Below are 26,082 nucleotides of genomic sequence, written 5' to 3' on the forward strand. Positions count from 1 at the left end.
ACCACCCGCATGGACCGTGCCCCGCGCGCCCGCCGGTACCCCGCCGCACGATGGGGCGATGAGCACCTCCCCCGCCCTGCGCGCCGCGGCCCTCGCCGCCACCGCCACCGTTCTGCTGCCCCTCGCCGCGTGTTCGGACGCCGGCAGCGACCCAGCGGCCGGTACGGGCCGCATAGCGAGCTCGCCCCATGCGGCGAACGCCGCCGAAACGACCGCGCCCCGCGACCTGGCGTCCCAGAAGCTGGAGTGGAAGCCCTGCCCCGCCCCGTCCGAGGCCGAGGGCGGCGGCACCGCTCCTTCTCCGCTGCCCGGCGGCGCCGCTTGGGAGTGCTCCTCCATGCGCGTGCCGCTCGACTACGCGAAGCCGGACGGCGACACCATCGAGCTGGCGCTCATCCGTGCCAGGGCGATCAACCAGAACCGGCGGATCGGCTCGCTCATCTTCAACTTCGGCGGCCCCGGCGCCTCCGGCATCACCACGCTGCCGGCCTTCGGCACCACGTACGACAAGCTCCGTTCCCGCTATGACCTGGTGAGCTTCGATCCGCGCGGGGTAGGCCGCAGCGAGGGCGTGGAGTGCCTGGACGACAAGCAGCTCGACGCCTACTTCCAGAGCGACCTCACCCCGGACGACGCCGCCGAGGTGAAGACCTTCGCCAAGGGGCAGCAGAAGTACGTGGCGGCCTGCGAGAAGAACTCCGGCAACGAGCTCCCCTACGTCGGCACCACCAACGCCGCCCGCGACATGGACCTGATGTACCGGGTGCTCGGCGACAAGAAGCTGAACTACTTCGGCATCTCGTACGGCACCGAACTGGGCGGCGTCTACGCCCACCTGTTCCCGAAGAACGTCGGCAGGGCGGTACTCGACGCGGTCGTCGACCCGACCGAGAACTACGAGCAGTCCTCCCTCGGCCAGGCGAAGGGCTTCCAGCTGGCCCTGGACAACTTCACCAAGGACTGCGCGGACCGCTCCGGCGCCTGTCGACTCCCCGGTGCCACCGGCAAGGAGGTCGAACTGTGGATCGCCGACCTTCTCCAGCGGCTGGAGAAGCGGCCGATCCAGGGGCTCGGCACCCGGAAGCTGACGCAGACCCAGGCCGTCACGGGTATCGCGGCCGCCCTCTACTCCAGGGAGACCTGGACCCTGCTGGAGCAGGGGCTCGACGAGGCGGACGGCGGGAACGGCGCGCTGCTCCTGGCCCTCGCCGACTCGCTGAACGGCCGCTCCGACGACGGTCATTACAACAACTTGTCGCCCGCCAACACGGCCATCAACTGCACCGACTCCAAGCAGCGGTTCAACGTCGACGAGGCGAAGGCGAGGCTCCCCGAGTTCCAGAAGGCCTCGGCGATCTTCGGCAGCTACCTGGGCTGGGGCCTGGTGGCGTGCAACGACTGGCCGGTGCCCGGCGCCTGGGACACCCCGGACGTCAGCGCCCCCGGCGCGGCCCCTGTCCTGGTCATCGGCAACACGGGTGACCCGGCGACCCCGTACAAGGGCGCGAAGGCGATGGCCGACGAGCTGGGCCAGGGCGTGGGGGTGCAGATGACGTACGAGGGCCAGGGGCACGGCGCGTACAACAGCGGCAATGCCTGTGTGCAGAAGGCAGTGGGCGGCTACCTGCTGGACGGAAAGGTTCCGGCGGCCGGCACCGTCTGCCACTGAGGGGCTGTCGACGGCGGCCCTTAACATGGCTCGCACGCCGTACACACGGGCCCATCGGGGAGGGACGTCCACGTGGTTCACCACGCACGCGCCGGGGCGCTGGCTGCCGCCGCACTGCTGCTGACGGGGGCACTGGCGGGCTGCGGGGGCGCGGATCCGGTGGCGGACGGGAAGACGGGCAGCAGCGCGGCGCCCTCGTCCGCCACAGCCTCGAAGGCGGCATCCGGCGCTCCGTCCGACGGGACGGACGGGAAGCCCGAGGCGCTGCCCGCCCTGCCGGCGGCCCTCACCTCCCAGCAGCCGGACTGGGGCCGCTGCAAGGCCGTCCGGGGCGGGAGCGCACCGGGTTCCGGCTGGAGGTGCGCGACGGTCGAGGTCCCGCTGGACTACGCGAAGCCGGCCGGTGACACGATCAGGATCGCGCTGATCCGCAAGGAGGCCCGGGACAAGGGCCGCCGGCTCGGCTCGATGCTGTTCAACTTCGGCGGCCCCGGTGGTTCGGGCGTCTCCATTCTGCCGCGCGCCGCCGGCTCGTACGGGAAGCTCAACACCCGCTACGACCTGGTGAGTTTCGACCCGCGCGGGGTCGCGGCCAGCTCCGGGGTGAACTGTCGCACGGACCGGGAGCAGGAGGACGCCGCCCGGAAGATCGACATGACTCCGGACACGGCGACGGAGGAGGCGGCGTTCATGAAGGACGGCGCGGACTTCGGCGCCGGCTGCGAACGCCGCTCGGGCAAGGTCCTCCCGTACGTCGGTACGGCCAATGCCGCGCGGGACATGGATCTGATCCGCGAGGTGCTCGACGACAAGAAGCTCACGTACTTCGGCATGTCGTACGGGACGGAGCTCGGCGGTACGTACGCGCACCTCTTCCCGGAACACGTGGGACGCACGGTTCTCGACGCGGTCGTCGACCCGACCGCCGACACGATCGGGCACGCCCGCAACCAGACGACCGGCTTCCAGCGGGCGCTGGAGAACTACTTCAGGGACCGCGGCCAGGACCCGAAGGCGGGCACCCGGCGCATCACACAGCTGCTGGAGCGGATCGACGGCAAGCCGCTGCCGACCGGCTCGGGCCGGAAACTCAACGAGACGCTGGCCCTCACCGGCATCGTGACGCCGCTCTACTCCAAGAGCAACTGGCCCGTCCTGACGCAGGCGCTGGACGAGGCCGAGAAGCAGGGCACCGGCAATCTGCTCCTGCAGCTGGCGGACTCGTACAACGGCCGTGACGAGAACGGGCACTACGACACCCAGAACCACTCGCAGCGCGCCATCTCGTGCGCCGACAGCAGGCTGCGGCCGACGGCTGCCGATGCGAAGGCACTACTGCCCGAGTTCCGGAAGCTGTCCCCGGTCTTCGGTCCGTTCCTGGCGTGGGACACGGCCGGCTGGTGCTCCGGCTGGCCGGTGAAGGGGGAGCACGACACCCCGGAGGCGAGTGCTCCGGGCGCCGGTCCGATCCTGGTCGTCGGGACGACCGGTGACCCGGCGACGCCGTACGAGGGCGCGCAGAAGATGGCGGACGAGTTGGGCAAGGGCGTCGGCATCATGCTCACCAACAAGGGCGAGGGCCACGGCGCGTACGGCGAGAGCACGTGCGTGACGTCGGCCGTGGACGCGTACTTCCTGGACGGGAAGGTCCCGGCGAACGGCACGACCTGCTCGTAGAGCAGGTCGTGCACACGGCGAAGGGGCCGGTCCGCGGTGTGCGGACCAGCCCCTTCGAAGCATTCGGCTCCGGTGCCGGAGGCTCAGTACACCGGCTTCTCGGGCTCGATCTGGTTGACCCAGCCGATCACGCCACCGCCGACGTGCACCGCGTCGGCGAAGCCCGCCGACTTGAGGACCGCGAGGACCTCGGCGCTGCGGACACCCGTCTTGCAGTGCAGCACGATGCGCTTGTCCTGCGGGAGGTCCTGCAGGGCGTTGCCCATCAGGAACTCGTTCTTCGGGATCAGCTTCGCGCCGGGGATCGAGACGATCTCGAACTCGTTCGGCTCGCGGACGTCGATGATCTCGATCTTCTCCTCGGCGTCGATCCACTCCTTGAGCTGCTTCGGAGTGATCGTGGAGCCGAGCGCCGCCTCCTGGGCCTCTTCCGACACGACGCCGCAGAAGGCCTCGTAGTCGATGAGCTCGGTGACGGTCGGGTTCTCGCCGCAGACCGCGCAGTTCGGGTCCTTGCGGACCTTGACCTGCCGGTACTGCATCTCCAGGGCGTCGTAGATCATCAACCGGCCGACCAGCGGGTCGCCGATGCCGGCGATCAGCTTGATGGCCTCGTTGACCTGGATGGAGCCGATGGACGCGCAGAGCACGCCCAGCACGCCGCCCTCGGCGCAGGACGGAACCATGCCGGGCGGCGGCGGCTCGGGGTAGAGGCAGCGGTAGCAGGGACCGTGCTCGGACCAGAAGACGGACGCCTGTCCGTCGAAGCGGTAGATCGAGCCCCACACGTACGGCTTGTTCAGCAGCACCGCGGCGTCGTTGACGAGATAGCGGGTGGCGAAGTTGTCCGTGCCGTCCACGATCAGGTCGTACTGGGCGAAGATCTCCATCACGTTGTCGGCTTCGAGCCGCTCTTCGTGAAGGACCACGTTCACGTACGGGTTGATGCCCAGGACCGAGTCCTTGGCGGACTGGGCCTTGGAGCGGCCGATGTCGGCCTGGCTGTGGATGATCTGGCGCTGCAGGTTCGACTCGTCGACCTCGTCGAACTCCACGATGCCGAGCGTGCCGACACCGGCCGCGGCCAGGTACATCAGGGCCGGTGAACCGAGACCGCCGGCGCCCACACAGAGCACCTTCGCGTTCTTCAGCCGCTTCTGCCCGTCCATCCCGACATCCGGGATGATCAGGTGGCGGGAGTACCTGCGGACCTCGTCGACGGTGAGCTCGGCGGCGGGCTCGACCAGGGGTGGCAGCGACACAGGAACCTCAACAATGCAGGTGGTCGGTTTATACGTACTTCATCTGCGTACGGTTCTTCTTGCGGTAACACTGCCACGCCCCCCGTCATTCCGAGATACCAGGTCCGATCCGCGAGACGATTTCGTCCCAGTACCCGGGCAGTGCCGCGAATGGGTCGGTTTGCCCGCCGTGGTGGGAACGGACCGTGCGATCGGTGAAGAAGATCGTCCCGGCCCCCTGCCAGCGGGCGATCCGCATGGCCTCGTCGAGGTGGGTGCGCGGAACGCCGTGCACGAAGTGCGCGAAGCGCCCCGGCGGGTAGTCGGCGGTCCACTCCGCCACCTGCGACCAGCGGTAGTCGGTCCATGCCCCGGAGAAGGTGACCAGCTGGTCGGCCGTCTCGGCGTAGCCGGGGTACGGATGGGTGCCGTGCCCGAGCACCAGCAGCCCGCTTCCGGCCTCCTCGCCGCCGTGGTCCACGCCGCCGTCCAGGAGCGCGGCGAGCGTGCTGGTGAGGCGGCGGACCGCCGGGAGGTCGGCGCGCTCGGCCGGGCAGCGGTCGAGATAGAAGCCGTCGACGCGGTACCAGTCGAGGAAGGACTGCGCGTCGGCGACCAGTTCACCGAACGGGCGGTTGCCGAAGGCCAGATCGAGATGGCCCAGCAGCCGTCCGGCGCCCGCCCGGACGGTGTCCTGCGCGGCCCCGCTGCGCACGGCCCGGTCCCGGGCGTTGCGGAGCCGGCCCGCAGCCTCCAGGCAGTGCGGGTCGGGGCGGGCGCCGGGGCCGGCGTCGATGTTGAGGACCGCCCAGTGCAGCGGGGTGCCGGGACGGGTCAGTTCGGCCCATTCGGTCGGCGCGAGCAGCGGATGCGCGTACCCCGGAACTCCGAAGCCGAGCTGGTCGGCGCCGCTGGTCCGGCGGGCGGTTCCGGTACGGGTCAGATGCGGCATGCCGCCTCCATCCAGATGTCGGCGAGGGACTCCTCAAGATTGATCCGCGGGCGCCAGCCGAGCCGGTCGCGGGCGGTACGGACGTCCGCCTGCTGCCAGGCACCGCAGCCGTCGGGGTACGGCGACGGGGTCGCCGAGAGATGTTCGATGACGGACTCGGCGGAGGTACGGGGGGCGCCGATGGGGAGCCGGGCGGGCGGTGTGTCGAGCTCGTGGAGCGCACCCGGATAGCCCGCGACCTTGGCAAGCACGGCGGCCGCGTCGCGCAGCCGCACGGCCCGGCCGGTGCCGATGTTGACGACGCCCTGCGCGGCGGAGAGCGAGGCGGCGTGCACGGCGCGGGCGACGTCCCGTACGTCGACGAAGTCGCGCTGCACCCCGAGGCCGCTGAGCTTCAGTTCGCCGTCGCCGGACTGCATGGCGCGGCGCATCGCCTCGGCGAGCCGGCCCAGCGGGGAGCCGGCCGGGGTGCCGGGGCCGACCGGCGAGAAGACCCGCAGCACGACGGCGTCGAGGCCGGAGCCGAGGACGAGTTCGGTGGCGGCGAGCTTGGAGACACCGTACGGGCCGCCGGGGCGCGGGACGGCGTCCTCCGCGGTCGACGAACCGGGCTGCGAGGGCCCGTACTCCGAGGAACAGCCGAGCTGGACGAGGCGGGCGCTGCAGACGCTGCGTCGCATGGCCTCGCAGACGGTGGCGACGGCGACGGTGTTGTGGCGGGTCAGATCGCGGGCACCGCCGCGGGTGGCACCCGCGCAGTTGACGACGACCCCGGGGTGGACGGCGTCCAGGAAGCGGGTGAGCGCTCCGGGGCTGCCGCCGGCCAGGTCGAACCGCACGTCGGCATCGTCGCCGCGGCCGAGCGCGGTCAGGTGCACCGCGGGGTCGGCGAGCAGCCGGTCGGCCACGAACCGGCCGAGAAAACCATTGGCTCCGAGCAGCAGAACCCTCATCGTGCGCCCCCTTCGAGCCGACGGCGGCCTACCGGTGCGAGGGTTTGGGCGGTCATGTCCGGTGTCTCCTTGGGGAGGTTGCGATCAGTACGGAACAGGCACCCGCGGCGTCGGCTCCGCGGGGTCGTGCGGGGTTACGCGATGGTGTGGGCGGAGGCCCTGGAGAGAGCGACGGTGGCGTGGACCAGCAGCCCGAGCGCGGCCGCGCCGCAGGCGAGGGCAGGAACGGCTCCGGTGCCGCCCGCCGCAATGACGGCGTCGACGGGGCGTGCCACGAAGTGGAGGCCGGGCAGCCGGCCGGTCAGGATCAGGGCGGGCGCCGCCGCTTCGACGGCGCAGGCGGCGGCGAGTCCGGTGGTGGCGGGCTCGGGAAAGCCGTGGACGGTCAGCAGCCGGGCCAGCAGGAGCAGCACACCGAGAGCGGCGGCTGCGACGAGGGAGCCGCCGCCGCCGTACCCGAGGTCGGCGAGGCGGAGCAGTCCGGTGAGAACGCAGAGGAAGAGCGCGACGGTCCCGAAAAGCAGGGGGCGCACACCTGCCGCGAACTCCTCCAGCGCGCGGCTTCCGGCGAGTTTGCGCTGTGCGTGTACGGAAAAGAGGTGCGCGCACCAGGCTGCCGGGGCGACGGCGAGCGCCAGTCCCAGCAGGGGTGCGGGCGTGATCGTCCAGGGCCCTTCGGGGCCGCCGCTGAGCACCTGGTGGAGCAGGGCGTCGCCGTAGAGGACGTATCCGAGGAGCCAGTAGCCGTAGACCGGGGCAGCGGCCGAGGAGTGCCCCTCGACGGCGCGCAGTGGGCCGTTGCGCAGGCACAGACTGAGGCCGACGAGCGCGACAAGCGCCCCGCCGAGGGTCACGGTGAGCCGCATCCCGCCGCCGAGCACCCCGTCGGAGAGCCGCAGCGCGACGGCGGTCGCGACGCAGGCGGCGCCGGGCAACAGCGCGAGGAGCGTCCAGGCGGCACGCGTCTCGACGTCACGCATCGGTGCGGGCGCGGGCGCACGACCGGGCTCGCCCGCGACGGCGGGCACCCGTGCGTAGAGCTCCTCGGCGAGCGAGAAGACATCGCGGTGGCGGTAGCGGGCGGCGGTGCGGTCGGTGACCCCGTGGGCCTCCAGCCCGGCGGCGATCTCCAGCGGGTCGACGGCGCGTTCGCAGAGCTCGCGGTGGCGGTGCATGAGCGTCTTCACGGGGTCGACGGGCCCGCGCCGGGACGTACTGGGCTTGCGCGCGGGGACGGCGGAGGGGTGCGCGATCTCGGGGGCGCGACGGGTGTCTGCGGGGGTGGGCCGAGACGTTCGTGGGGCCGTGGCCGTGTCCGTGCTCTCGGAGGGGCGCGTGGGCTCGGGCGCGGGCGTGACCTCGGCCGTGGGCTTGAGAGGGCGCGTGTTCTCGGGTGCGGGCGTGCACGCGTCCTCGGGCACATGCGTGACCTCGGCCGTCTTCGACGCGGGCGCGGCCTCGGCCGCCGCCGGCTCGGCAGTCGGAGGGCGCCCGGGCCCCGGGGCGGCGCGCCCCTTCGGCGAACGGCGGGTGTCCCTGCGTGAGAGCGGAGCCGGGTGCGGACGTGCAGGCCGGCCCGGCTCCGCGGTCGCGGGGCGGTCACATCCCGGATCACCGGTCGTGTCCGACGGGTGGGACGTGTCCGGGTCCAGGGCGGCGTCCACGTCCCGGCCCCCGGTAGGACCCGGAGCGGCAACCGGGTCCTGACCCCGGTCCCGGTCCAGGTCGGCGTCAGGAGCACGGCCCCGATCCGGACCCAGGGGGGCGTCCCGGCCCTCCCCCCGATACCGGCCCGAGACCGCGTCCTGTTCCTCGTCCCGATCCGCGCCCGGAGCAGCGTCCCGGTCACCGCCCCGATCCGGGTTCGGGCGCCCGCCCCGCTCTGTCGGCCGTCCCATGACCGACACCGCCCCAGCCCCGGAGAGGCCCGGCATCACCGGGGCTGGCGCCGTCCCGGAAAGGCCCGGCACCTCCGACAGCGATGCGGGCAGGTCCCACATCGGTGCGGAGATCTCCGCGACCTGTGCCGCGGAGATCAGGGCCTCCGAGCGGGAGTCCCGGCTTCTGCCGGACATCGGTGTGCCGGGTGCCTCGGTCGGGCGGCCGCCCATGGGGGTTCCTCCGTGTTCTTCGCCTGCTCCGCCGGGCCGGCCGCCGGACGCACCCGGCCGACCCGCCCTCGCGTTCGTCTCCTGCTCACACATCGCCGTCCCCCGTACCTCGCGCGCCGGCGCACACGCCCTCGGCGGCCCAGCTCGGGGTGCGCTGACCGGCCGCGGACGGGACGGGGGCCGTCCAGCTGCCCAGCACGTGGGCCTCCGGCGGCGTCGCGAACGGCCGCGGGGCATCGTTCGTCCGGAGCCCGTCCGTCGGCCGCACCGGGGCCCGCGAGATCAGGTCCAGGTAAATGCCGCGAAATGCCGCAAGGTTCTGTTCGACGGTGAAGAGTTCGAGCGCGCGGGCGCGCGCCGCCGCGCCCAGTCGTGCACGGCGCTCCGGGTCGCGCAGCAGCGCGATGCACGCGTCGGCGAGCGCCCGGGGGTTGCGCGGGGGCACCACCAGCCCCGTACCGCCGATGACTTCGACGACCGCTCCGACGTCCGTCGACACCGTGGCCCGTCCGCAGAACATCGCCTCGACCAGGCTGATCGGGAAACCCTCGACCACGCTGGAGAGGACCACGATCCCGCCCGCCGCGTACGCCTCGGCCAGGTCCGGGAGATCGGCGTCGCCGATGTCCTCGAAGGAGACGGGGTTGTCCCCGACGGCATGTGCGTCGGCGGCCTCGTCGGGGAAGAGCTGGGCGGCGAACGCCCGGCAGTGGGCGAGGTACGTCGTACCCTCCGGGCCCGGCGCCGGTGCGCCGACGATGCGCAGCCGCGCGTCCGGTTCGGCCTTCCGCACCTCGGCGAAGGCGTGCAGCAGCGCGATCAGGTCCTTGGCGGGTTCGACCCTGCCGACCCAGACCAGCGTGTCGGGTCCGCCGTCGTCGTCGCTCTCGCCGAGCGCGGCGAAGCGGGCGGCCTCCATGCCGGGGTAGACGGTGCGCAGCTTGGCCGGGTCGGCGCCGCACCGCTCCTGCCAGCGGCGGGCGTGCGTGTTGCCGGGGGTGATGAGCGCGGCCTGCCGGTACACCTCGGTGGCGAGCCGCCGGTGGAAGCTGGCGAGCAGGGCGCGTACCGGCGCACTCAGCGGCGTGCCGGTCGCGGCGAGGTAGTGCGCCCGCAGCTGCACACCGTGTTCGGTGACCAGCAGCGGCACTCCGAAGAAGCGTTTGGCCAACAGCCCCGGCAGCGCTGCGGCGCCGCCGGACGTGGCGTGGCAGACGTCGACCGCGCCGAGACTCTCCTCGTCGTACCAGTCGAGCGAGAGGGGCCTCAGGACACGGTCCAGCTCAGCGGCGAAGGCGAGGAGGTCGGGGACGGTCGCGGTCTGGACCGTGCGGCTCGTGCCCGGGGCGCGGCACGCGGCCTCCAGCACCCGGACGGCGGTCTCGGAGCGGAGGGCGGCGGTGAGTCCGCCGTGTTCGCGGGCCAGTTCGGCGAGTCCGTAGAGCCCCTCGGTGAACTGCGCATCGGCGGCGCCGGGGGCGCTCGTACGGCGTACGCCGTCCTCTTCGTCGCCTGCCGCCTCCGCCGTGCAGATCGACGTCGCGAGCGCCGTGAAGGACGCTCTGAAGTGGCGCCGTTCACGCCGTCCGTAGGGCCGGCCGCCCCCGCCGGTCAGCATCCGGGCGAGCAGACCCTTGGGGGTTCGGCCGCCCAGGATGTCCTCGTCGGCCATCCACAGCGGCGCCGTCCGCACCCGGCTGACCTGGTGCGGGAGCTGCACCCAGCCCTGGGCCTCCTGCTCGGCGGAGCGGCTGAGCGCATAGAGATCGAACTCGTGCTGCGCCAGCCCGCGCACCAGACGGTCGCACCAGAGTCTGGACTCACCGGTCGCATACGGATAACCACCGTCGGTGAGGAGTCCGATCCGCACGAGTGCACCCCCGATCTCCTTTGTGGGCGGCCGCCGTTGGATCGGCGACTCACAGCGGGACGACCGTAAGCGGATATTCGGGTGGCGCGATGGACGGTTGTCCATCGCGCCACCGAAAGGGGTGAACCGTCGTAACTTTCCCGCCCCGGTAGCGTTCTGTCGCGCTATGAGCGAGATCGGTCACGCTGGGTCAGGCTGCGGCCAGCTCCTTGCGAGCCGCGCGGCGCACGGCGGCGAGCGCCGGATCGAGCGCGGGCACGGCGGCCAGGAGCTGCTTGGTGTACGGATCCTGGGGCGCCCCGTACACCTCGTCGACACGCCCCTGCTCGACGATCCGGCCCTGCCGCATCACCGCGACCCGGTCGCTGACCTGCCGTACGACCGCGAGGTCGTGGGCGATGAAGACCAGCCCGAGGCCGAGTTCGCGCTGCAGCTCGGCAAGGAGTGCGGTGACCTGTGCCTGGGTGGTGACATCGAGCGCGGAGACCGGTTCGTCGCACACGATCAGCTTGGGGTCGGCGGCGAGCGCACGGGCGATGCCCACGCGCTGGCGCTGTCCGCCGCTGAACTCGTGCGGGTAGCGGTCGTACCGGTCGGGGTCGAGCCCGACCCGTTCCAGCAGCTCCTGGACGCGGGCCCGGATCCGGGTGTCGTCGAGCGCGCCGGCTGCCCGCAGCGGATCGGCGACGGATTCACCGACCGAGCGGCGCGGGTTGAGCGAGGCGACGGGGTCCTGGAAGACCATCTGGAGCTCACGCCGGTGCGGGCGCAGCGCCTTGTCCGACAGCGATCCGATCTCCGTACCCCGGTAGTGCAGCCGGCCCGCGGTCGGGTCGAGGAGGCGTACGAGCATCCGTCCGAGCGTCGTCTTGCCGCTGCCGCTCTCGCCGACGATGCCGAGCGTCTCGCCGGGGTGGACGGTGAGCGAGACCCCGTCCACGGCGGTGACCCGGTCACGGCCCCGCCCGAAGGCGCGGCGCAGATCGACGGCTTCGAGCAGCGGCTCACCCACCGGAGCGACGTGAGACACGGCTGCTTCGGGTGCCGGCTCGGCCACGTCGGCGACGCGAGCCGCCGGCACGGGTACGCGTGCCCCCGCCCGCACCGGACGCTCCGCGTCCACCCGCGGTACCGCCGCCAGCAGTTCGCGCGTGTACGGCTGCCGGGGGGCGCCGAGCACCTCGGCGACCGGCCCGCGCTCCACCTCCCGGCCCGACTGCATGACCAGCACGTCGTCGACGCTCTCCGCCGCGACCCCCACGTCGTGGGTGACCAGCAGCAGGCCCATGCCGGTCTCCTTGCGCAGGGTGTGCAGCAGATCGAGGATCTGGGCCTGGACGGTGACGTCCAGCGCGGTCGTCGGCTCGTCTGCGATCAGCAGCTGCGGCTCGCAGGCCAGCGCCATCGCGATCAGCGCGCGCTGTCGCATCCCGCCGGAGAACTCGTGCGGCCGGGACCGTGACCGCCGCACCGCGTCGGGGATGCCGACCCGGTCGAGCACGTCGACGGCCCGCGCCCGCGCCGCCCGCCCCGAGGCGCGTGTATGGACCCGGTACACCTCGGCGATCTGGTCGCCGACCGCGTAGTAGGGGTCCAGCGACGACAGCGGGTCCTGGAAGACCATCGCGGCCTTTGCGCCGCGCAGCGCCCGCAGTTCCGCGTCGTCCGCCGCCTGTACGTCCACGCCGGCGACCCGGATCGAGCCGCCGACCGCGGCCCCGGTCCCCCGGTGCAGCCCGAGCAGGGCGTACGCCGACGCGCTCTTGCCGGAGCCGGACTCGCCGACGACGCCGAGCGCGGCGCCCGCCTCCAGGGTGAAGGAGAGGCCGTCCACGGCTCGTGTGCCGTCCGCTCCGTCGAAGGCGATCGTCAGATCGGATACCTCGACCAGGCTCATGCCAGCACCACCCGACGGTCGGCCATCGCCTGGAGAATGTCCGCGACGGCATTGGCAAGGACGACGAAGAAGCCGGTGACGAGCACCAGGCCGACGACGACCGGAAGGTCGACGTTCTTCACGGCTTCGACGAGTTCGCGACCGACGCCGGGGATGTTGAAGAGTGATTCGGTGAGCACGGCGCCGCCGAACATCGAGCCGATGTCCAGTGCGCCGAGCGCGATCACGGGGCCGAGAGCGCCGCGCAGCGCGTGCCGCCCGACGAGCCGCCGTTCGCTCACGCCGTACGCGCGGAAGGTGCGTACATGGTCCTCGGCGAGGGTCTCCAGCATCGACGCCCGGGTCATCCGGGCGTACGGAGCGGCGGAGACCAGGGCCAGCGAGACCCAGGGCAGCAGCAGGTTCCAGGCCCACTGTTCCGGGTTCTCGGTGAGCGGTACGTAGTCGGGGAACGGCAGCAGTTGCAGCGCCGAGCAGAAGACGATGATCAGCAGCAGCCCGATGACGAAGACGGGTGTCGCCGTGCCGGCCAGGGTCAGTCCGGTGAGGAGCCGCTCGGTCGCGCGGCCGCGCCGCCACACCGAGAGCAGCCCGGTGCCGACGCCGAGCACGATCCACAGCACGAAGGCGCCGATGGCGAGCGATGCGGTGGCCGGGAGCTTGGTGAGGATCATCTGGGTGACCTGCTCGTCGTTCTGGTACGAGCGTCCGAGGCAGGGTGCCTCGCAGTGCAGGATTCCGGTGCCGGTCGAGTAGTCGTGGCCGGCGAAGATCCCCTGGAGGAAGTGCGCGTACTGCAGGTACAGCGGGTCGCCGAGCCGCAGCTGGTCGCTGACCTGTGCCACCTGGGCGGGCGAGCAGCGCGGACCGCAGGCGATCTGTGCGACGTTGCCGGGGGCGACGTAGAAGGCGGCGTAGACGACGACGCTGAGGGCGAGGAGCACGAAGAGTGCCCCGCCGACGCGCCGCAGCAGGAACCGGCTCATGCTCCGGCCTCCTTCTTGCGTCCGGTGCCGACCCGCAGCCGGGAGGCGACGCGCGGGTCGAGTGCGTTGCGTACGCCCTCGCCGAGGACGGTCAGCGCCAGCACGGTGATGAAGATCAGCAGGGCGGGGATCAACAGATATGTGGGCGCCGCCTGGTACCAGGTGTCGGCGTCGCTGAGCATCTGTCCCCAGGACGGCGTGGGCGGCTTGATGCCGACGCCGAGGAAGGACAGCGCCGCTTCGACGACGATGTTGCCGGGGAAGAGCAGCACGGCGTACGTGATGACGGGCGCGGCGAGCGCGGGCAGCAGTTCGCGCCGGGCGATGCGTACCCCGCGCCAGCCGCTGAGCCGGGCGGCCGCCACGTGGTCGAGCGACTTCAGCGCGAGGGTCCGGGCGCGCACGATCTTGGAGATGCCGGACCAGCCGACGAGTCCGACGATCGTGGCGATCAGCACCGGACGCGGGAAGTCCGCGGGGACCACGGCGAGCGCGCCGAGCGCGATCACCATGACGGGCAGGGCGACGACGACGTCGGTGACGCGGCTGAGGACCTGGTCGACGAAGCGGTTGCCCAGCCCGGCGGCGAGACCGACGGCCAGCCCGATGATCACCTGGAGCAGGGTCGCGGCGAGCGCGACGCCGAGGGACACCCTGGCGCCGTACACCACGCGGGCGAAGAGGTCGCGGCCGGTGAGCGGTTCGACGCCGAGCCAGTGGTCGGCGCTGATCCCGCCGAACGAGCCCAGCGGCACGCCGCCGGTCGCGGAGTCGACGAGGTTCGCGTGGTACGTGGTGGGGTCCTGGCCCTCGATACCCACGAGCAGCGGGGCGGCGAGCGCGACCAGGACCAGCAGTGCGACGACGACGGCCGCCACGGCGGCGGACCGCCGGGCGCGCAGCCGCCGCCAGAACGAGGAGGCCCCGGAGGCGGGGGCCTGCACGGCCCCCGCCTCCTTGACCAGCAGAGCTTCGGTCATGGCTACTTGACCGCGACCTGCGAGATGTCGAGAACGCCGGTCCAGTCGCTGATGACGACGTTCTTGACGGCCTCGCCGTAGAGGCGCTGGTAGACGGGGTGGAACAGCGGCACGGTCACCGCCTGCTCACCGATCTTCTTGTCGAGTGCGCCCCAGCGCTCGGCGGCCGCGCTCAGGTCGGTCAGCTTGTTGATCTCGTCGACCTCCTTGTTGACGGAGGCGTCGTCGAGCTGGGAGGCGTTGAAGTTGTAGCCGTTCTTGACGATCTGGCGTCCGTCGAAGATCGGTGCGAGGAACGGACCGCCGGACGGCCAGTCGGCGCCCCACCCGGTGAGGAAGAAGCCGGGCTCGCTCTTCACGTTGTAGATCGTGTCCGAGTACGCGTTGGACTCCAGGCCCTGGAGCTTGACCGTGATCCCGGCCTTCTTCAGCGCCTCCTGGATCGCGGTGGCGATCTCCGGGCTGGTGGCGAAGTTCTTGTCGTTGGAGTGCGTGAGGGTGACGGTCAGGCCCTTGGCGTAACCGGCCTCCTTCAGCAACTCCTTGGCCTTGGCCGCGTTGCCCGTCTTGCCGGCGGGGAAGGCGTCGTACGCGCTGTAGCCGAAGGACGCCTGCTCCGGCAGGAAGGTGGTGGCGGACTCGGCGAGCGAGGAGCCACCGGCCGCGTTGACGACCGAGGTGCGGTCGACGGCGTACGAGATCGCCTGGCGCACCTTCGGGTTGTCGAACGGCTTCACCTTCGGGTTGAAGGCGATGTAGTTGGTGTAGCCGAAGTGGCCGGTGCCGACTCGGGCAGCGAGCTTCTTGTCTCCGGTGACCTTGGCGAGCTCGGCCGGGCCCAGGTTGGTGTCGGTGGTGACAGCGGCGGCGTCGGCACCCCGGGAGGCGGAGAGCCGCTGGTTGATGACGGCGGAGTCGAGGCCGGAGCGAACGTCGATACGGTCCGGGTACGCCTTGCGCTCCTCGTCGGTCGCGGCCGACCAGTAGGTGTTGCGCTCCAGGACGAGGCGCTCGCCGTCGCCCTCGTTCTTGACGACCTTGTACGGACCCGAGGAGATCGGGTGGTTCTCGTACTTCGTGCCGGTGTCCTTGGCCTTCGGGACGGGGGTCGTCTGGGTCTGCGTCGCCAGGTAGGGGAACTCGCCCTCCGGCTTGTTGAGGTGGAAGACGATCGTCTTCGCGTCGGGCGTCTCGATCGAGGCGAGACCCTTCTTGTCCTTGTACGGACCCTCGTAGTCGGCCCCGCCGATCAGCCAGTCACGCAGGTAGGGCGCACCGCCGGAGAGTTCGGCGGCGAACGAGCGCTCGATGCCGTACTTGATGTCGGCGCTCGTGATCGCGGTGCCGTCCTCGTACTTCAGGCCGTCCTTGAGCGTGTACGTCCACACGGTGGCGTTCTTGCTGGGCGTGCCCAGGTCGGTCGCCAGGTCGGGGACGACCTTCGCGCCGGCCGCACCGTCCTCCCGGTTGCGGGTGGTCAGCGTACGGAAGACCAGGGACGGGACGTTGCCGCCGCCCGAGGTGTACAGCCGCGCCGGGTCGAAGTCCTCCTGCGGGCTGCGGTTGAGGACGGTGAGCGTGCCGCCCTTGGCGGGCTTGCCCGCTGCGCCGGAGCCGGCGTCGCTGCCCTTGCTGTCCTGGGGGCCGCAGGCCGCGGCGCCCGAACCCACGACGAGAACCACGACGGCCGCTGCCACGCGGCGCGATATGACGGACGGTTGACGCATCGGAAGATGACCTCTCGGAGTACTGCCTGCGGAGAAAAACGGAAAGGGGGTCCGCGCAGGCTGCGGCGAGAGTGGGGACGAACCAACCGGCCGTCATCAGAAAAGGACGACCGGAAAACCGGAACTGCCGCGCCTGCGGACGTGTGCGCACCGGGCGCGGCAGTCGGAAAGGGCCGTTCGGACCGAGACCAGGGCTCGGAGAAGGGGGTCGACGCGCGCTCGGGCAGGCGTCAGCAACAGTGAATGTCGGCGACGCTGAGCCCGGTCACGCCGATGAGCGCCAGCACAAAGGCGGCGCGCTCGGAGGTGACAGGGCTGCGTGACATGCCGAGAAATATGCGGGACCGGCTCGGCGATGTCAACGCGGGAATGAGACGCCGTCTCACATCATGGACGCCATCCCGGACGTCCGCCTCCTCGCCCCGGGCGCGGACACCGGAAGGCGGTCGGCCGAGGGGCGGCCGGCGAGCACCGGCGGGCACCTGCGCCCCGATCAACTGGCCGGGTACACCCAGGCGTTGGGGCGGCACTTGATGCCGCCGATGTCCAGCGACTTGGTCTGCTGCTGCATCACCGGAGCCAGCGCTCCCGGCGTGCGGCAACTCACATGGTTGTGTCCCAGTCGGTGGCCGACCTCGTGGTTGATCAGCATCTGGCGGTAGGAGAAGAGCTTCTCCGGGCCGAACGTCGACGACCCCTGCGCCCAGCGATAGGCGTTGATCATCACGCGCTCGGTCGCCGCGGAGTCGCACGAGACGTTGTCCTCGGTCGTGTCGAGTCCCGACTTCCTGCACCAGTCGCCGGTGGTTCCCGGACTGGCCAGAGTGATGACGAAATCGGGGTCGCCCGAGGAGATCCGCTCAAATGTCATGGCGCCGTCGTGCGCCCAGCTGCGGTCGTCGTTGAGAGTTTTCTGAACCGCTTCGGCAAAGAGCCCGGCATCGAGACCCAGGCCCTTTTCGACATCGATCCGATAGCGGTACTTGTGCCCCTTGCCCGGAGCTTTCGCCGAGCCCGGGACCACCTCGAAACGCCCGGAACCCTTCATTTCCGGGTCGAGCGGATAGGCCTCGGCCATCTTCTGCGCGTACGAGAGCGGCTTGACCGCGGCCGGTTTCGGCGTCGGCCGGTTGTCCGAGCGCGAAGGGGTGTCGACGCCGCCGTTGCGGTCCACGCCGGACGGCGCCGTGGCGATGCCGACCCGCGCGCTGCCGTCATGGGCGACCTGTCCGGCGACGACGACCGCGAGCACGGTGGTCACCGCCGCGGCCGCGATGCCGGTGAACGTACGGCCCTTGGTGCTCCTGCTGTCCTTGGCGTCCTCGGTCCGGTCGAGGTCTTCACCGGGGGGCCGCTCGTCCCACTCGCCGACCGAGCTGTACGGATCGTCCGACGGGGATCGCGGTGCGGGCGGCGTGAGCGATGCCGGCGGTACGTCGAAGGCGTCGACGAACTCCCGTCGCGGCCCGGGTATCAGCGGCCGCTCATCGACCGCCTGCTGCTGAGCCGTCCGCGGGTACTGCGGCGCCGGCGACCGCCGGGAGGACAGGGGCGAACGCTCGAACATCGACTGCCCGGACATCGACGGCGCGGCCGTCGACGGCTGCTGGGACGTCGGCCGGGGTGCCCCCGGACCTCGGCCCGGGCCACCGCCACCGGGCCGCCCCGGGATCTGCCAGTCGCCGTACCGCTGCTGCGTCCCGGTTCCCCAGCCGCCACCCGGTTCACGCTGCTCGGGGTGGCCACCGCGCACCTGGGGGACCCCCTGGTACGGCGTGTGCCCGTCCGTGCCGGGCGGCGCGTCGGCCGCCCTCCGGCGCCGGCCGCTGCCGGGCTGCGGCCGGACCCCCTCGCGGCCGGCGCCTGCGTTCGCAGCGGCGGCATCGCCCTCGGGTCCCTTGGGCTGAGGGCCCTTTCGACTGTGTCGTCCCACGCCCCGAATCAGCTCCTGCCGCGTTCGTCGAGCAGTTCCCGGAACGCCTGGGCGACCGCCTCCGGGTACTCCATCATCGCCACGTGCCCGGCATCGGGCAGTGTCAGCAGCCGCGAATCGCGGAAAGCCGCGGACGCCCTGCGTGCCATCCGGTACGAGACGAGCTGGTCCCGTCCGCCGTACACGAGCTGGGTCGGAGCGAGTACGCGCTCGGCCTGGCGCCACAGCCCGTGCTGCCCGCCCAGCGTGTACGCATCGACGATGCCACGCGCCGAGCGCGTCATCGCGTCCCAGAAGTACGGCAGTTCCAGCCGTCGCTCCATTTCGGCCACCGCATCGCGGAAGCCGGCCTCGGAGACACGTGCCGGATCGCCGTAACAGAGTGCCATGACTCCGCGGGTGCGTTCTTCCGCGGTCCAGTCCTTCGTCATCCGGGAGAACAGGGTTGCGGCACCCGGAAGGGCGAGCAGTGCGGTCGGCACGGCGGGCCACTGCACCCGGATCTCCGGCAGTGCGGGCGAGATCAGAGTGAGTGTGCGCACCAGATCGGGACGGACGGCCGCGACCCGGGTGGCCACCGCGCCGCCGAGCGAATTGCCGAAGAGATGGACAGGGCCGCGCTCCCCCGCGTCGAGGAGCCGGATCACCGCGCGGGCGTGGCCGGTGACCGAGTAGTTGCCGTCGTCCGGCGGCGGGGAGTCCCCGAACCCCGGCAGATCGACGGCCTCGCCGTCCACCACGTCCTGGAGCAGCTCCATCAGCGCCGACCAGTTCTGCGAGGAGCCGCCGAGCCCGTGCACATACAGCGCGGGCTCCGGGCCGGCCTGCTGCGGCGGCCTGGAGCGGATGTTCAGCGTCAGTCCGGGCAGCGCGACCGAGTGCAGTTCCTCCCCCTCGGCGACCCGGACGGCGCGCCCCGGGGGGACCACGGCGGCAGAGACGTGGACTCCCGGCAGCTCGGTCGAAGACATGCGGCAATGTTACGAGACGATCACACCGTGGTTCGTGTGTTCGCCGTCACAGATCGCATAGCGCCGTGAGGGGCTAGCTCCTAGGCTCGAATCAAGGAAGGGAGTCACCATGACGGTCGACCCCAGTGACCCGGAGACCTTCGAGGACATTCAGCCGGACGAACCGGACCAGGAGGCGCCCGAGGCGGACGCCGCAGAGCAGCATGCCGATCTCCAGCAGAAGAGCGACGAACCGCTGACCAATATCGATCAGGCCACCGCGAATGCGGCGGATGCCGCCGAACAGCACCGTGTCGTCGCACAGGATGAGGACGATTACCGCTGATACGCCCTGCTTTTACCGTGCGGGTCGACAGATCTGTGGCTACCGCAGCGGTCCGGTACGTGAAATTCTGCGTCCGCACCGCGCGCACCCGGGTTACTCAAAAGTACGATGGCCGAACGGCGCAGTGTGCAGGCAACGGCTGTGTTCGATCACAATTTTGGGAGGCGGCGTGACAGCCATCGAGCAGACAGAGGCAGCGCGCCCGCGGGGCACTCGCCTGCCCCGCCGCGCCCGACGCAACCAGCTGCTGGGCGCCGCGCAGGAGGTCTTCGTCGCACAGGGGTACCACTCCGCAGCGATGGACGACATCGCGGAACGGGCCGGCGTCAGCAAGCCGGTGCTCTACCAGCACTTCCCGGGCAAGCTGGAGCTCTATCTGGCCCTGCTCGACCAGCACTGCGAGTCGCTGCTGCAGTCGGTCCGCACGGCACTGGCGTCGACGACGGACAACAAGCTGCGTGTCGCCGCGACGATGGACGCCTATTTCGCCTACGTCGAGGACGAGGGCGGCGCCTTCCGGCTGGTCTTCGAGTCGGACCTGACGAACGAGCCCGCGGTACGCGAACGGGTCGACCGGGTCTCGCTGCAGTGCGCGGAGGCGATCTCCGACGTCATCGCGGGTGACACGGGACTGTCCAAGGAGGAGTCGATGCTGCTCGCGGTGGGCCTGGGCGGTGTCTCCCAGGTGGTCGCCCGCTACTGGCTGTCCAGCCAGTCGGCGATCCCGCGCGACACGGCGGTGCAGCTGCTCACGTCGCTGGCCTGGCGCGGCATCGCCGGGTTCCCGCTGCACGGCATCGACCAGCACTGACCGTGCCGGGCGGGCCCCGGGACCGTTGTTCGCTGCGGGCGTTGCCCGCCGACCCCTGACAGCTCCGCTCACCGGGCTAATGTGTGGTGCGTACGGCGCGGCTCACGCGCAGAGGACTGACCGTCGGAGGGACATAGCCGTGGAGGTCAAGATCGGCGTGCAGCACGCACCCCGGGAGATCGTTCTGGAGAGCGGACTTTCCGCCGAGGAGGTCGAGAACGCGGTAGCCGAGGCTCTCACCGGCAAGGCGCAGCTGCTCAGCCTCACGGACGACAAGGGCCGCAAGGTCCTGGTGCCGGCCGACCGGGTCGCCTACGTGGAGATCGGCGAGCCGAGCACGCGGCGGGTGGGGTTCGGCGCGCTGTAGGAGCACGCTCGACGCACAGCAGTGAGAAGCGGCCCGGTGGGGATCGACCCCCGCCGGGCCGCTTCGTCGTGCGGTGGCCGGGGATCTCCGGCGGGTCGGCGTCGCGGCCCCGGCCGTGATCCGCCGGTCACGGCCTCCCGGCTCTGCGACAGCTGTGCGAAACCTGTGCCGAAAGGGTTGCATTCCACGGCCCACGGGTAGGACCGTCTACGACCGATTTGCCCTCCCCGCACCTTCCCGAACAGGGCAGATCCCCGTCCGCAACCCCCCGCGAGGTGAATGTCTGTGATCTGGGAATCCCTCGGCTCCGTCGTGCTCGGACTCGCCCTCTCCTGGGTGGCGCTCCGATCCCTGTCCGGCCGGCTCCCGGCCCGCCGTACGGTCTTTGCCACCGGCGCTCTGGGAGCCCTGTTCGGCGCGTATCTGACGCACTCGGTGCTGGGCCCGGGCCATGTGCCGGCCACGCTGATCGGCGCGGTATTGATCGCGGCGGTGACGCTGTCCCTGTTGCTGCGCCCGCGTAGCCGCCGTCTGGGCCGATCAGCGGCGGCCTGACCCTCGTACGAGGTCCCTTCTGCACTCCCGTACGAGGTCGGCCGCGGTCCCAGGGGGCTCAGGCAGCAAGTCCGAGCGCGGCCATCCGCTTGGTGTGCGCCTCGGTGATCCGCGAGAACATCCGGCCGACCTCGGCCAGGTCGAACCCGTCGGCCACCCCGCCGACGAGCATCGTCGACAGCGCGTCGCGGTCGGCAACGACCCGCTGGGCCTGCGAGAGCGCCTCTCCCATCAGCCGGCGGGCCCACAGCGCGAGCCGGCCGCCGACGCGCGGGTCGGCCTCGATCGCGGCACGCACCTTCTCCACGGCGAAGTTTCCGTGGCCGGTGTCGTCGAGCACGGCGAGAACGAGCGATCGGGTGTCCGAGTCGAGGCGGGCGGCGACCTCACGGTAGAAGTCACTGGCGATCGAGTCGCCGACGTACGCCTTGACCAGGCCCTCCAGCCAGTCCGACGGAGCGGTCTGGCGGTGGAAGTCGTCGAGCGCCTTGGCGAAAGGTTCCATCGCCGCGGTCGGCTCCGTGTCGATCGCGGTCAGCCGGTCCGTGAGCTGCTCGAAGTGATGGAATTCGGCGGACGCCATCTTTGCCAGCTCCGCCTTGTCGGCCAGCGTCGGCGCGAGTTTGGCGTCCTCGGCGAGCCGCTCGAAGGCCGCAAGCTCTCCGTACGCGAGCGCACCCAGCAGGTCCACGACCGCAGCGCGGTACTGCGGCTCCGCGGATGCGGTGGCCCAGTCCTGGGCGGCGATTCCGGTGGGTGCGGGTGCTTCAGTGGCGTTGTCAGGCGTCTCCATGAACCGCAGAATAGCCCGCCCGTCGAGGGATGGACGGGCCTGGTCAGCCGGTGACATCACACCGTTCCAATGAATTCGCCCAACACACATGCGCGAATCCGGGGTACAGTGGTATTGCGGCTACTGAGTATTTTGGATGTACCGGTGGCGCGAAATTGAATGAGGATGCCCGGTCGGTGGCCCGATCGGCTCCGACCCGACAGCCCTCCACGTGGGTCGTACGACACGTACGACCGCAGATGAGGGGCCCCCTCAGCGGCACGAGCGCTCGAGCGACGGCAGTGGTCCCGCGCCACCCGGCCCATCCACGGCCGGATGACCAACCCCGGCACGGTACGACCCCCAGCGTTCGCCTCGGACCGCGTCTCACAGAAGAGGCAGCACCCTGACTACGTTCCGAGACCTCGGGATCCTTCCCGAGACGGCCGAGGCCCTTGAGGCCGTCGGCATTGTGTCCCCCTTTCCCATCCAGGAGATGACGCTCCCCGTCGCACTCTCCGGCTCCGACGTGATCGGACAGGCCAAGACCGGTACCGGCAAGACGCTCGGTTTCGGTCTTCCGCTGCTGGAGCGCGTCACCGTCCCCGCGGACGTCGAGGCGGGCCGGGCGAAGCCCGAGCAGCTGACCGAGGCGCCGCAGGCGCTGGTCGTCGTCCCCACCCGTGAGCTCTGTCAGCAGGTGACCAACGACCTGCTGACCGCCGGCAAGGTGCGCAACGTCCGCGTTCTCGCGATCTACGGCGGCCGTGCGTACGAACCGCAGGTCGAGGCCCTCAAGAAGGGCGTCGACGTGATCGTCGGCACCCCGGGCCGTCTGCTCGACCTGGCCGGGCAGCGCAAGCTCGACCTGTCGCACGTGCGCGCCCTGGTTCTCGACGAAGCCGACGAGATGCTCGACCTGGGCTTCCTGCCCGACGTCGAGAAGATCATCACCATGCTTCCGCCGACCCGCCAGACGATGCTGTTCTCGGCGACCATGCCGGGTGCGGTCATCGGCCTCGCGCGGCGCTACATGTCGCAGCCGACGCACATCCGCGCCACGTCGCCCGACGACGAGGGCGCGACCGTCGCGAACATCTCGCAGCATGTCTTCCGGGCCCACTCGATGGACAAGCCCGAGATGGTCTCGCGCATCCTGCAGGCCAATGGCCGCGGACTCGCGATGATCTTCTGCCGTACGAAGCGGACGGCCGCCGACATCGCCGAGCAGCTGGAGAAGCGCGGTTTCGCCTCCGGCGCGGTCCATGGCGACCTCGGCCAGGGCGCCCGTGAGCAGGCGCTGCGCGCGTTCCGCAACGGCAAGGTGGACGTGCTCGTCTGCACCGACGTCGCGGCCCGCGGTATCGACGTCGAGGGCGTCACGCACGTCATCAACTACCAGTCGCCGGAGGACGAGAAGACCTACCTCCACCGCATCGGCCGAACCGGTCGTGCAGGCGCCAAGGGCATCGCGATCACGCTGGTCGACTGGGACGACATCCCGCGCTGGCAGCTGATCAACAAGGCGCTCGACCTGAAGTTCCCCGACCCGGTCGAGACCTACTCCACGTCGCCGCACCTGTTCGAGGAGCTCGACATCCCGGCCGGCACCAAGGGTGTGCTGCCGCGCACGGAGCGGACCCGCGCGGGGCTGCGGGCCGAGGAGATCGAGGACCTGGGCGAGACGGGCGGCCGCGGCCGCAAGTCGTCCGGCCCGTCGTCGACGCCTGCGGTACGTGAGGAGCGGGCGCCGCGTACGCCGCGTCAGCGCCGTCGTACCCGGGGCGGGTCCACGGTCGCGGACGGCGCCGCCACCGCGCTGCCGGCGCCCGCCGCAGAGGCCGTGCAGGCCCCGCCGGCCGCTGACGCGCCGGTGGAGCCGCGTACCCCGCGCCGCCGTCGCCGTACCCGTGTCGGTGCCCCTGAGATCGCTGTCGCCGAGGCCGCGGTGGCCGTGGCGGAGGCCCCGGCCAGGGCCGAGGTGACGGTCGAGGAGCCGGTGGCCGAGGCCAAGCCGCGCCGCCGCCGTCCCCGGGTCGCCGCCAAGCCGGCGGACGAGGTCGACTTCCAGATCGCCCCCGTCGCCGAGCCGGTGCAGGAGACGAAGACGGTGACCAAGCCGCGTCGCCGCGCCCGGATCGTCGCCAAGCCGGCGGCGGACGAGGTCGACTTCCAGATCGCGCCGATCGCCGAGCCGGTGCAGGAGAAGCCGCGTCGGCGGACACGGGCCGCTGCGAAGCCGAAGGCGGAGACGGTGGTCGAGGCTCCGGTCGCGGAGGGCGAGGCGAAGCCGCGGCGTCGGCGCGCGTCGCGTGCGGCCACGCAGACCGAGGGCTGATCGCCGTTCCGGGGCTCTGCCCCGGACACCGCTCCTTCCTTGCCGGAGGGGCTTGATGTGCCGGACGGGCTTGAGGGCGACCTCAGGCCCGTCCGGCGTTTGTGGGCACCTGATTCGGCCCGTCCGGCGTGTGAGGACTTAGCCTCGTTCCATGAGTCGGCCGCACACCTTCATCCCGCCCTCCGGCACCCGCACCCACCCGCTCCGTACCGTGCGCGGGGACTTCGCCGTGCTGGACGTCCTGCCGCCCACCGAACCGCGCGGCACCGCTCTCCTGCTGCCCGGTTACATGGGCAGCAAGGAGGACTTCATCGCGCTCCTCGAACCGCTCTCCCACGCCGGATACCGCGTCGTCGCCGTCGATGGGCGAGGGCAGTACGAGACAGAGGGAACAGACCGTCAGGATACCTACGGACAGGGAGAGTTGGCACTCGACGTGCTCGCGCAGGCCGCGGAGCTCGACGGCCCCGTGCATCTGCTCGGGCATTCGCTCGGCGGGCAGATCGCCCGCGCAGCCGTGCTGCTCGACGCCTCGCCGTTCCGGTCGCTGACGCTGATGTCCTCCGGCCCCGCCCAGGTCGTCGAGGCCCAGCAGCTCAAGGTGAAGATGCTCGGCGACGCGCTCGCGACACTGAGCATGGCCGAGGTATGGGCGGCGATGCGCGCCCTCGACCCGCCGGAGGACGCGGCCGCGGCGGACGGCGAGGGTCTGCGCCGGCGCTGGCTGCGGCACCGGGCCGCCCAGCTGATCGCCACCGGCCGGCAGCTGGTGACCGAGCCGGACCGGGTGGCCGAACTCGCCGCCGTACCGCTGCCCGTCCATGTGCTGTCCGGCGAGCGCGACGACACCTGGCCGGTGGAGCTGCTCGACACGATGGCCGAGCGCCTCGGCGCGCGCCGCACCCGGATCGCGGGCGCCGAGCACTCCCCCAACACCGACCGCCCGGAACAGACCGCTGCCGCGCTCGTCTCCTTCTGGGACGGGGTGTAGCTCAGTACTGCGCCTGCAGGTGCTGCCAGAATCCGTCGCGCAGCGCCCGCCGGAGGTGGGCGTGACCGCGCAGCGAGTGCTGGAGCAGTCGTTCCGCCTCGACCAGCAGGTCCTGGTCGACGGAACCCGGCAGGTACGGGTGGCCGGGCAGCAGGTCGGCGAGGGCGTCCCGGCCGCGCGCGGAGAGCCAGGTCGCGGCGATCTGCGCACCGACGAAGCGGACGTCGTCGCGCGAGGGGGCCGGGGTGTCGTCCTCGTAGGTGGTGACGGGGCGTCTGGTGACGTAGGGGCGGCAGAAGTCGAGGTCGAAGGTGCGCTGGCTGTCGACCTCCCAGAGCAGCGGCTCGGCCTGGTTGCGCCCTTCTCCGGCCTCGATGCCCCACAGGTGCACCCGGGCCCCGTAGCCCTGCGCCGCCTCGACCGCCGACACCAGGTCCTCGTCGCCGCCGACGAGCGCCGCGTCGCTGATCGCGCGGTGCCGGGCGAGCGATTCGAGGTCGGTGCGGATGAGTGAGTCGACCCCCTTCTGCTGGTTGTTGGCGTTGAGGTTGCCGAGTCTGACCTTGACGTCGGGCAGTTCGGCGATGGACTGCTGCTCGACGGTGTGGATCCGGCGCCTGGCCCCGTCGTACCAGTACACGCGCAGGAGTCTGCTGTCCGCGAAGATCGTGCGGGCCTTGTCGATGAATGCCTCGATCAGCCCTTCCGCGTCGAGGTCGAAGGAGCGCCGGTCCTCGGTGCCGGTGACGAGCAGCCCGGCTGCCGCGTACACATAGCCCGCGTCCACGAAGATGGCGTGGGTCGAGGGGGTCTTCGACACCTCGGCGAGCACGCGCTGGAGCAGCTCGTTGGTGCGGTTCAGGCGCTCGCCGATCTCTGCGGCCGCTGCCTCGTTCATGCCGGCCTCATCGTCCGTGCCCGGCCTGTCACCTGCTGGTACTTAGACATCCAAAAAA

Annotated in this window: 22 protein-coding genes; 8 read left to right on the top strand and 14 right to left on the bottom strand. The window is 71.3% G+C overall.

All coding sequences use genetic code 11. The features are described 5' to 3' along the window. The first annotated feature begins 58 nt into the window (after positions 1–58). Positions 59–1,669, top strand: coding sequence for an alpha/beta hydrolase (locus OG878_RS14615; protein ID WP_328887203.1), 1,611 nt, complete (start codon positions 59–61; stop codon positions 1,667–1,669). A gap of 72 nt (positions 1,670–1,741) precedes the next feature. Then, the gene (locus OG878_RS14620; RefSeq protein WP_328887204.1) at positions 1,742–3,346 is read left to right on the top strand and encodes an alpha/beta hydrolase; all 1,605 of its coding nucleotides are present in this window, start codon (positions 1,742–1,744) and stop codon (positions 3,344–3,346) included. Between the two features lie 83 nt (positions 3,347–3,429). On the opposite strand, the gene moeZ is transcribed toward OG878_RS14620, so the two are convergent. The 12 genes from moeZ to OG878_RS14680 form a co-directional block, all read right to left on the bottom strand. Then, positions 3,430–4,608: an adenylyltransferase/sulfurtransferase MoeZ gene (moeZ, locus tag OG878_RS14625; RefSeq protein ID WP_328887205.1), complete on the bottom strand. Its 1,179-nt coding sequence runs from the start codon at positions 4,606–4,608 to the stop codon at positions 3,430–3,432. An 85-nt stretch (positions 4,609–4,693) separates the two neighbouring features. Further along, complete coding sequence (locus tag OG878_RS14630; protein ID WP_328887206.1) at positions 4,694–5,539, bottom strand: spherulation-specific family 4 protein; 846 nt, start codon at positions 5,537–5,539, stop codon at positions 4,694–4,696. Beyond that, entirely contained in the window at positions 5,527–6,492 is a 966-nt protein-coding gene (locus tag OG878_RS14635; RefSeq protein ID WP_328887207.1) for an NAD-dependent epimerase/dehydratase family protein, read from the bottom strand. Before OG878_RS14635 ends, OG878_RS14630 begins: the two co-directional genes overlap by 13 nt. Before the next feature lie 134 nt (positions 6,493–6,626). Beyond that, positions 6,627–7,913 carry a hypothetical protein gene (locus tag OG878_RS14640; RefSeq protein ID WP_443049256.1) on the bottom strand — a complete coding sequence of 429 codons (1,287 nt, stop codon included), beginning with the start codon at positions 7,911–7,913 and terminating at the stop codon, positions 6,627–6,629. A 775-nt stretch (positions 7,914–8,688) separates the two neighbouring features. Further along, on the bottom strand, positions 8,689–10,473 hold the full coding sequence (locus OG878_RS14645; protein WP_328887208.1) for a DUF3492 domain-containing protein: 1,785 nt from the start codon (positions 10,471–10,473) through the stop codon (positions 8,689–8,691). Between the two features lie 190 nt (positions 10,474–10,663). Next, positions 10,664–12,370: an ABC transporter ATP-binding protein gene (locus OG878_RS14650; RefSeq protein WP_328887209.1), complete on the bottom strand. Its 1,707-nt coding sequence runs from the start codon at positions 12,368–12,370 to the stop codon at positions 10,664–10,666. Further along, positions 12,367–13,356 (bottom strand): ABC transporter permease, encoded by a 990-nt coding sequence (locus OG878_RS14655; RefSeq protein WP_328887210.1) that lies wholly within the window; start codon positions 13,354–13,356, stop codon positions 12,367–12,369. The genes OG878_RS14650 and OG878_RS14655 overlap by 4 nt, the downstream gene beginning before the upstream one ends. After that, complete coding sequence (locus OG878_RS14660; RefSeq protein ID WP_328887211.1) at positions 13,353–14,336, bottom strand: ABC transporter permease; 984 nt, start codon at positions 14,334–14,336, stop codon at positions 13,353–13,355. The genes OG878_RS14655 and OG878_RS14660 overlap by 4 nt, the downstream gene beginning before the upstream one ends. A 2-nt stretch (positions 14,337–14,338) precedes the next feature. After that, positions 14,339–16,063 carry an ABC transporter substrate-binding protein gene (locus OG878_RS14665; RefSeq protein ID WP_328887212.1) on the bottom strand — a complete coding sequence of 575 codons (1,725 nt, stop codon included), beginning with the start codon at positions 16,061–16,063 and terminating at the stop codon, positions 14,339–14,341. A 230-nt stretch (positions 16,064–16,293) separates the two neighbouring features. Beyond that, positions 16,294–16,389, bottom strand: coding sequence for an Ms4533A family Cys-rich leader peptide (locus OG878_RS14670; protein ID WP_328887213.1), 96 nt, complete (start codon positions 16,387–16,389; stop codon positions 16,294–16,296). A 167-nt stretch (positions 16,390–16,556) separates the two neighbouring features. Beyond that, entirely contained in the window at positions 16,557–17,996 is a 1,440-nt protein-coding gene (locus OG878_RS14675) for a DUF3152 domain-containing protein (RefSeq protein ID WP_328887214.1), read from the bottom strand. Positions 17,997–18,004: 8 nt separating this feature from the next. Beyond that, positions 18,005–18,967, bottom strand: a complete 963-nt coding sequence (locus OG878_RS14680) for an alpha/beta fold hydrolase (protein WP_328887215.1) — start codon at positions 18,965–18,967, stop codon at positions 18,005–18,007. A 109-nt stretch (positions 18,968–19,076) separates the two neighbouring features. Here OG878_RS14680 and OG878_RS14685 point away from each other — a divergent pair, with 109 nt between their 5' ends. The 4 genes from OG878_RS14685 (at position 19,077) to OG878_RS14700 (ending at position 21,025) form a co-directional block, all read left to right on the top strand. Further along, on the top strand, positions 19,077–19,292 hold the full coding sequence (locus OG878_RS14685; RefSeq protein ID WP_277328235.1) for a hypothetical protein: 216 nt from the start codon (positions 19,077–19,079) through the stop codon (positions 19,290–19,292). A 169-nt stretch (positions 19,293–19,461) separates the two neighbouring features. Next, positions 19,462–20,103, top strand: a complete 642-nt coding sequence (locus OG878_RS14690; RefSeq protein ID WP_277328234.1) for a TetR/AcrR family transcriptional regulator — start codon at positions 19,462–19,464, stop codon at positions 20,101–20,103. A 139-nt stretch (positions 20,104–20,242) separates the two neighbouring features. Beyond that, positions 20,243–20,470, top strand: coding sequence for a DUF3107 domain-containing protein (locus OG878_RS14695; RefSeq protein WP_328887216.1), 228 nt, complete (start codon positions 20,243–20,245; stop codon positions 20,468–20,470). A 285-nt stretch (positions 20,471–20,755) separates the two neighbouring features. Then, entirely contained in the window at positions 20,756–21,025 is a 270-nt protein-coding gene (locus OG878_RS14700) for a hypothetical protein (protein WP_328887217.1), read from the top strand. Between the two features lie 58 nt (positions 21,026–21,083). On the opposite strand, the gene OG878_RS14705 is transcribed toward OG878_RS14700, so the two are convergent. Next, positions 21,084–21,818 carry a ferritin-like fold-containing protein gene (locus OG878_RS14705; RefSeq protein ID WP_277328231.1) on the bottom strand — a complete coding sequence of 245 codons (735 nt, stop codon included), beginning with the start codon at positions 21,816–21,818 and terminating at the stop codon, positions 21,084–21,086. Between the two features lie 475 nt (positions 21,819–22,293). Here OG878_RS14705 and OG878_RS14710 point away from each other — a divergent pair, with 475 nt between their 5' ends. Further along, positions 22,294–24,135 (top strand): DEAD/DEAH box helicase, encoded by a 1,842-nt coding sequence (locus OG878_RS14710; protein WP_328887218.1) that lies wholly within the window; start codon positions 22,294–22,296, stop codon positions 24,133–24,135. Between the two features lie 151 nt (positions 24,136–24,286). Then, positions 24,287–25,126, top strand: a complete 840-nt coding sequence (locus OG878_RS14715) for an alpha/beta fold hydrolase (RefSeq protein WP_328887219.1) — start codon at positions 24,287–24,289, stop codon at positions 25,124–25,126. Between the two features lies 1 nt (position 25,127). Here the strand turns inward: OG878_RS14715 and OG878_RS14720 are convergent, their stop codons facing one another. Further along, positions 25,128–26,024, bottom strand: a complete 897-nt coding sequence (locus OG878_RS14720) for an NYN domain-containing protein (RefSeq protein ID WP_328887220.1) — start codon at positions 26,022–26,024, stop codon at positions 25,128–25,130. Between the last annotated feature and the right edge of the window lie 58 nt (positions 26,025–26,082).

It is taken from the genome of Streptomyces sp. NBC_00316, assembly GCF_036158715.1.
Taxonomy (GTDB): Bacteria; Actinomycetota; Actinomycetes; order Streptomycetales; family Streptomycetaceae; genus Streptomyces.

What these genes read in the sequence shown, in the direction of transcription:
- OG878_RS14615 (WP_328887203.1), top strand. Translation starts at nt 59, where the DNA reads ATGAGCACCTCCCCCGCCCTGCGCGCCGCGGCCCTCGCCGCCACCGCC.
- OG878_RS14630 (WP_328887206.1), bottom strand. Translation starts at nt 5,539, where the DNA reads ATGCCGCATCTGACCCGTACCGGAACCGCCCGCCGGACCAGCGGCGCC.
- OG878_RS14635 (WP_328887207.1), bottom strand. Translation starts at nt 6,492, where the DNA reads ATGAGGGTTCTGCTGCTCGGAGCCAATGGTTTTCTCGGCCGGTTCGTG.
- OG878_RS14650 (WP_328887209.1), bottom strand. Translation starts at nt 12,370, where the DNA reads ATGAGCCTGGTCGAGGTATCCGATCTGACGATCGCCTTCGACGGAGCG.
- OG878_RS14655 (WP_328887210.1), bottom strand. Translation starts at nt 13,356, where the DNA reads ATGAGCCGGTTCCTGCTGCGGCGCGTCGGCGGGGCACTCTTCGTGCTC.
- OG878_RS14660 (WP_328887211.1), bottom strand. Translation starts at nt 14,336, where the DNA reads ATGACCGAAGCTCTGCTGGTCAAGGAGGCGGGGGCCGTGCAGGCCCCC.
- OG878_RS14665 (WP_328887212.1), bottom strand. Translation starts at nt 16,063, where the DNA reads ATGCGTCAACCGTCCGTCATATCGCGCCGCGTGGCAGCGGCCGTCGTG.
- OG878_RS14670 (WP_328887213.1), bottom strand. Translation starts at nt 16,389, where the DNA reads ATGTCACGCAGCCCTGTCACCTCCGAGCGCGCCGCCTTTGTGCTGGCG.
- OG878_RS14680 (WP_328887215.1), bottom strand. Translation starts at nt 18,967, where the DNA reads ATGTCTTCGACCGAGCTGCCGGGAGTCCACGTCTCTGCCGCCGTGGTC.
- OG878_RS14685 (WP_277328235.1), top strand. Translation starts at nt 19,077, where the DNA reads ATGACGGTCGACCCCAGTGACCCGGAGACCTTCGAGGACATTCAGCCG.
- OG878_RS14705 (WP_277328231.1), bottom strand. Translation starts at nt 21,818, where the DNA reads ATGGAGACGCCTGACAACGCCACTGAAGCACCCGCACCCACCGGAATC.
- OG878_RS14710 (WP_328887218.1), top strand. Translation starts at nt 22,294, where the DNA reads ATGACGCTCCCCGTCGCACTCTCCGGCTCCGACGTGATCGGACAGGCC.
- OG878_RS14715 (WP_328887219.1), top strand. Translation starts at nt 24,287, where the DNA reads ATGAGTCGGCCGCACACCTTCATCCCGCCCTCCGGCACCCGCACCCAC.
- OG878_RS14720 (WP_328887220.1), bottom strand. Translation starts at nt 26,024, where the DNA reads ATGAACGAGGCAGCGGCCGCAGAGATCGGCGAGCGCCTGAACCGCACC.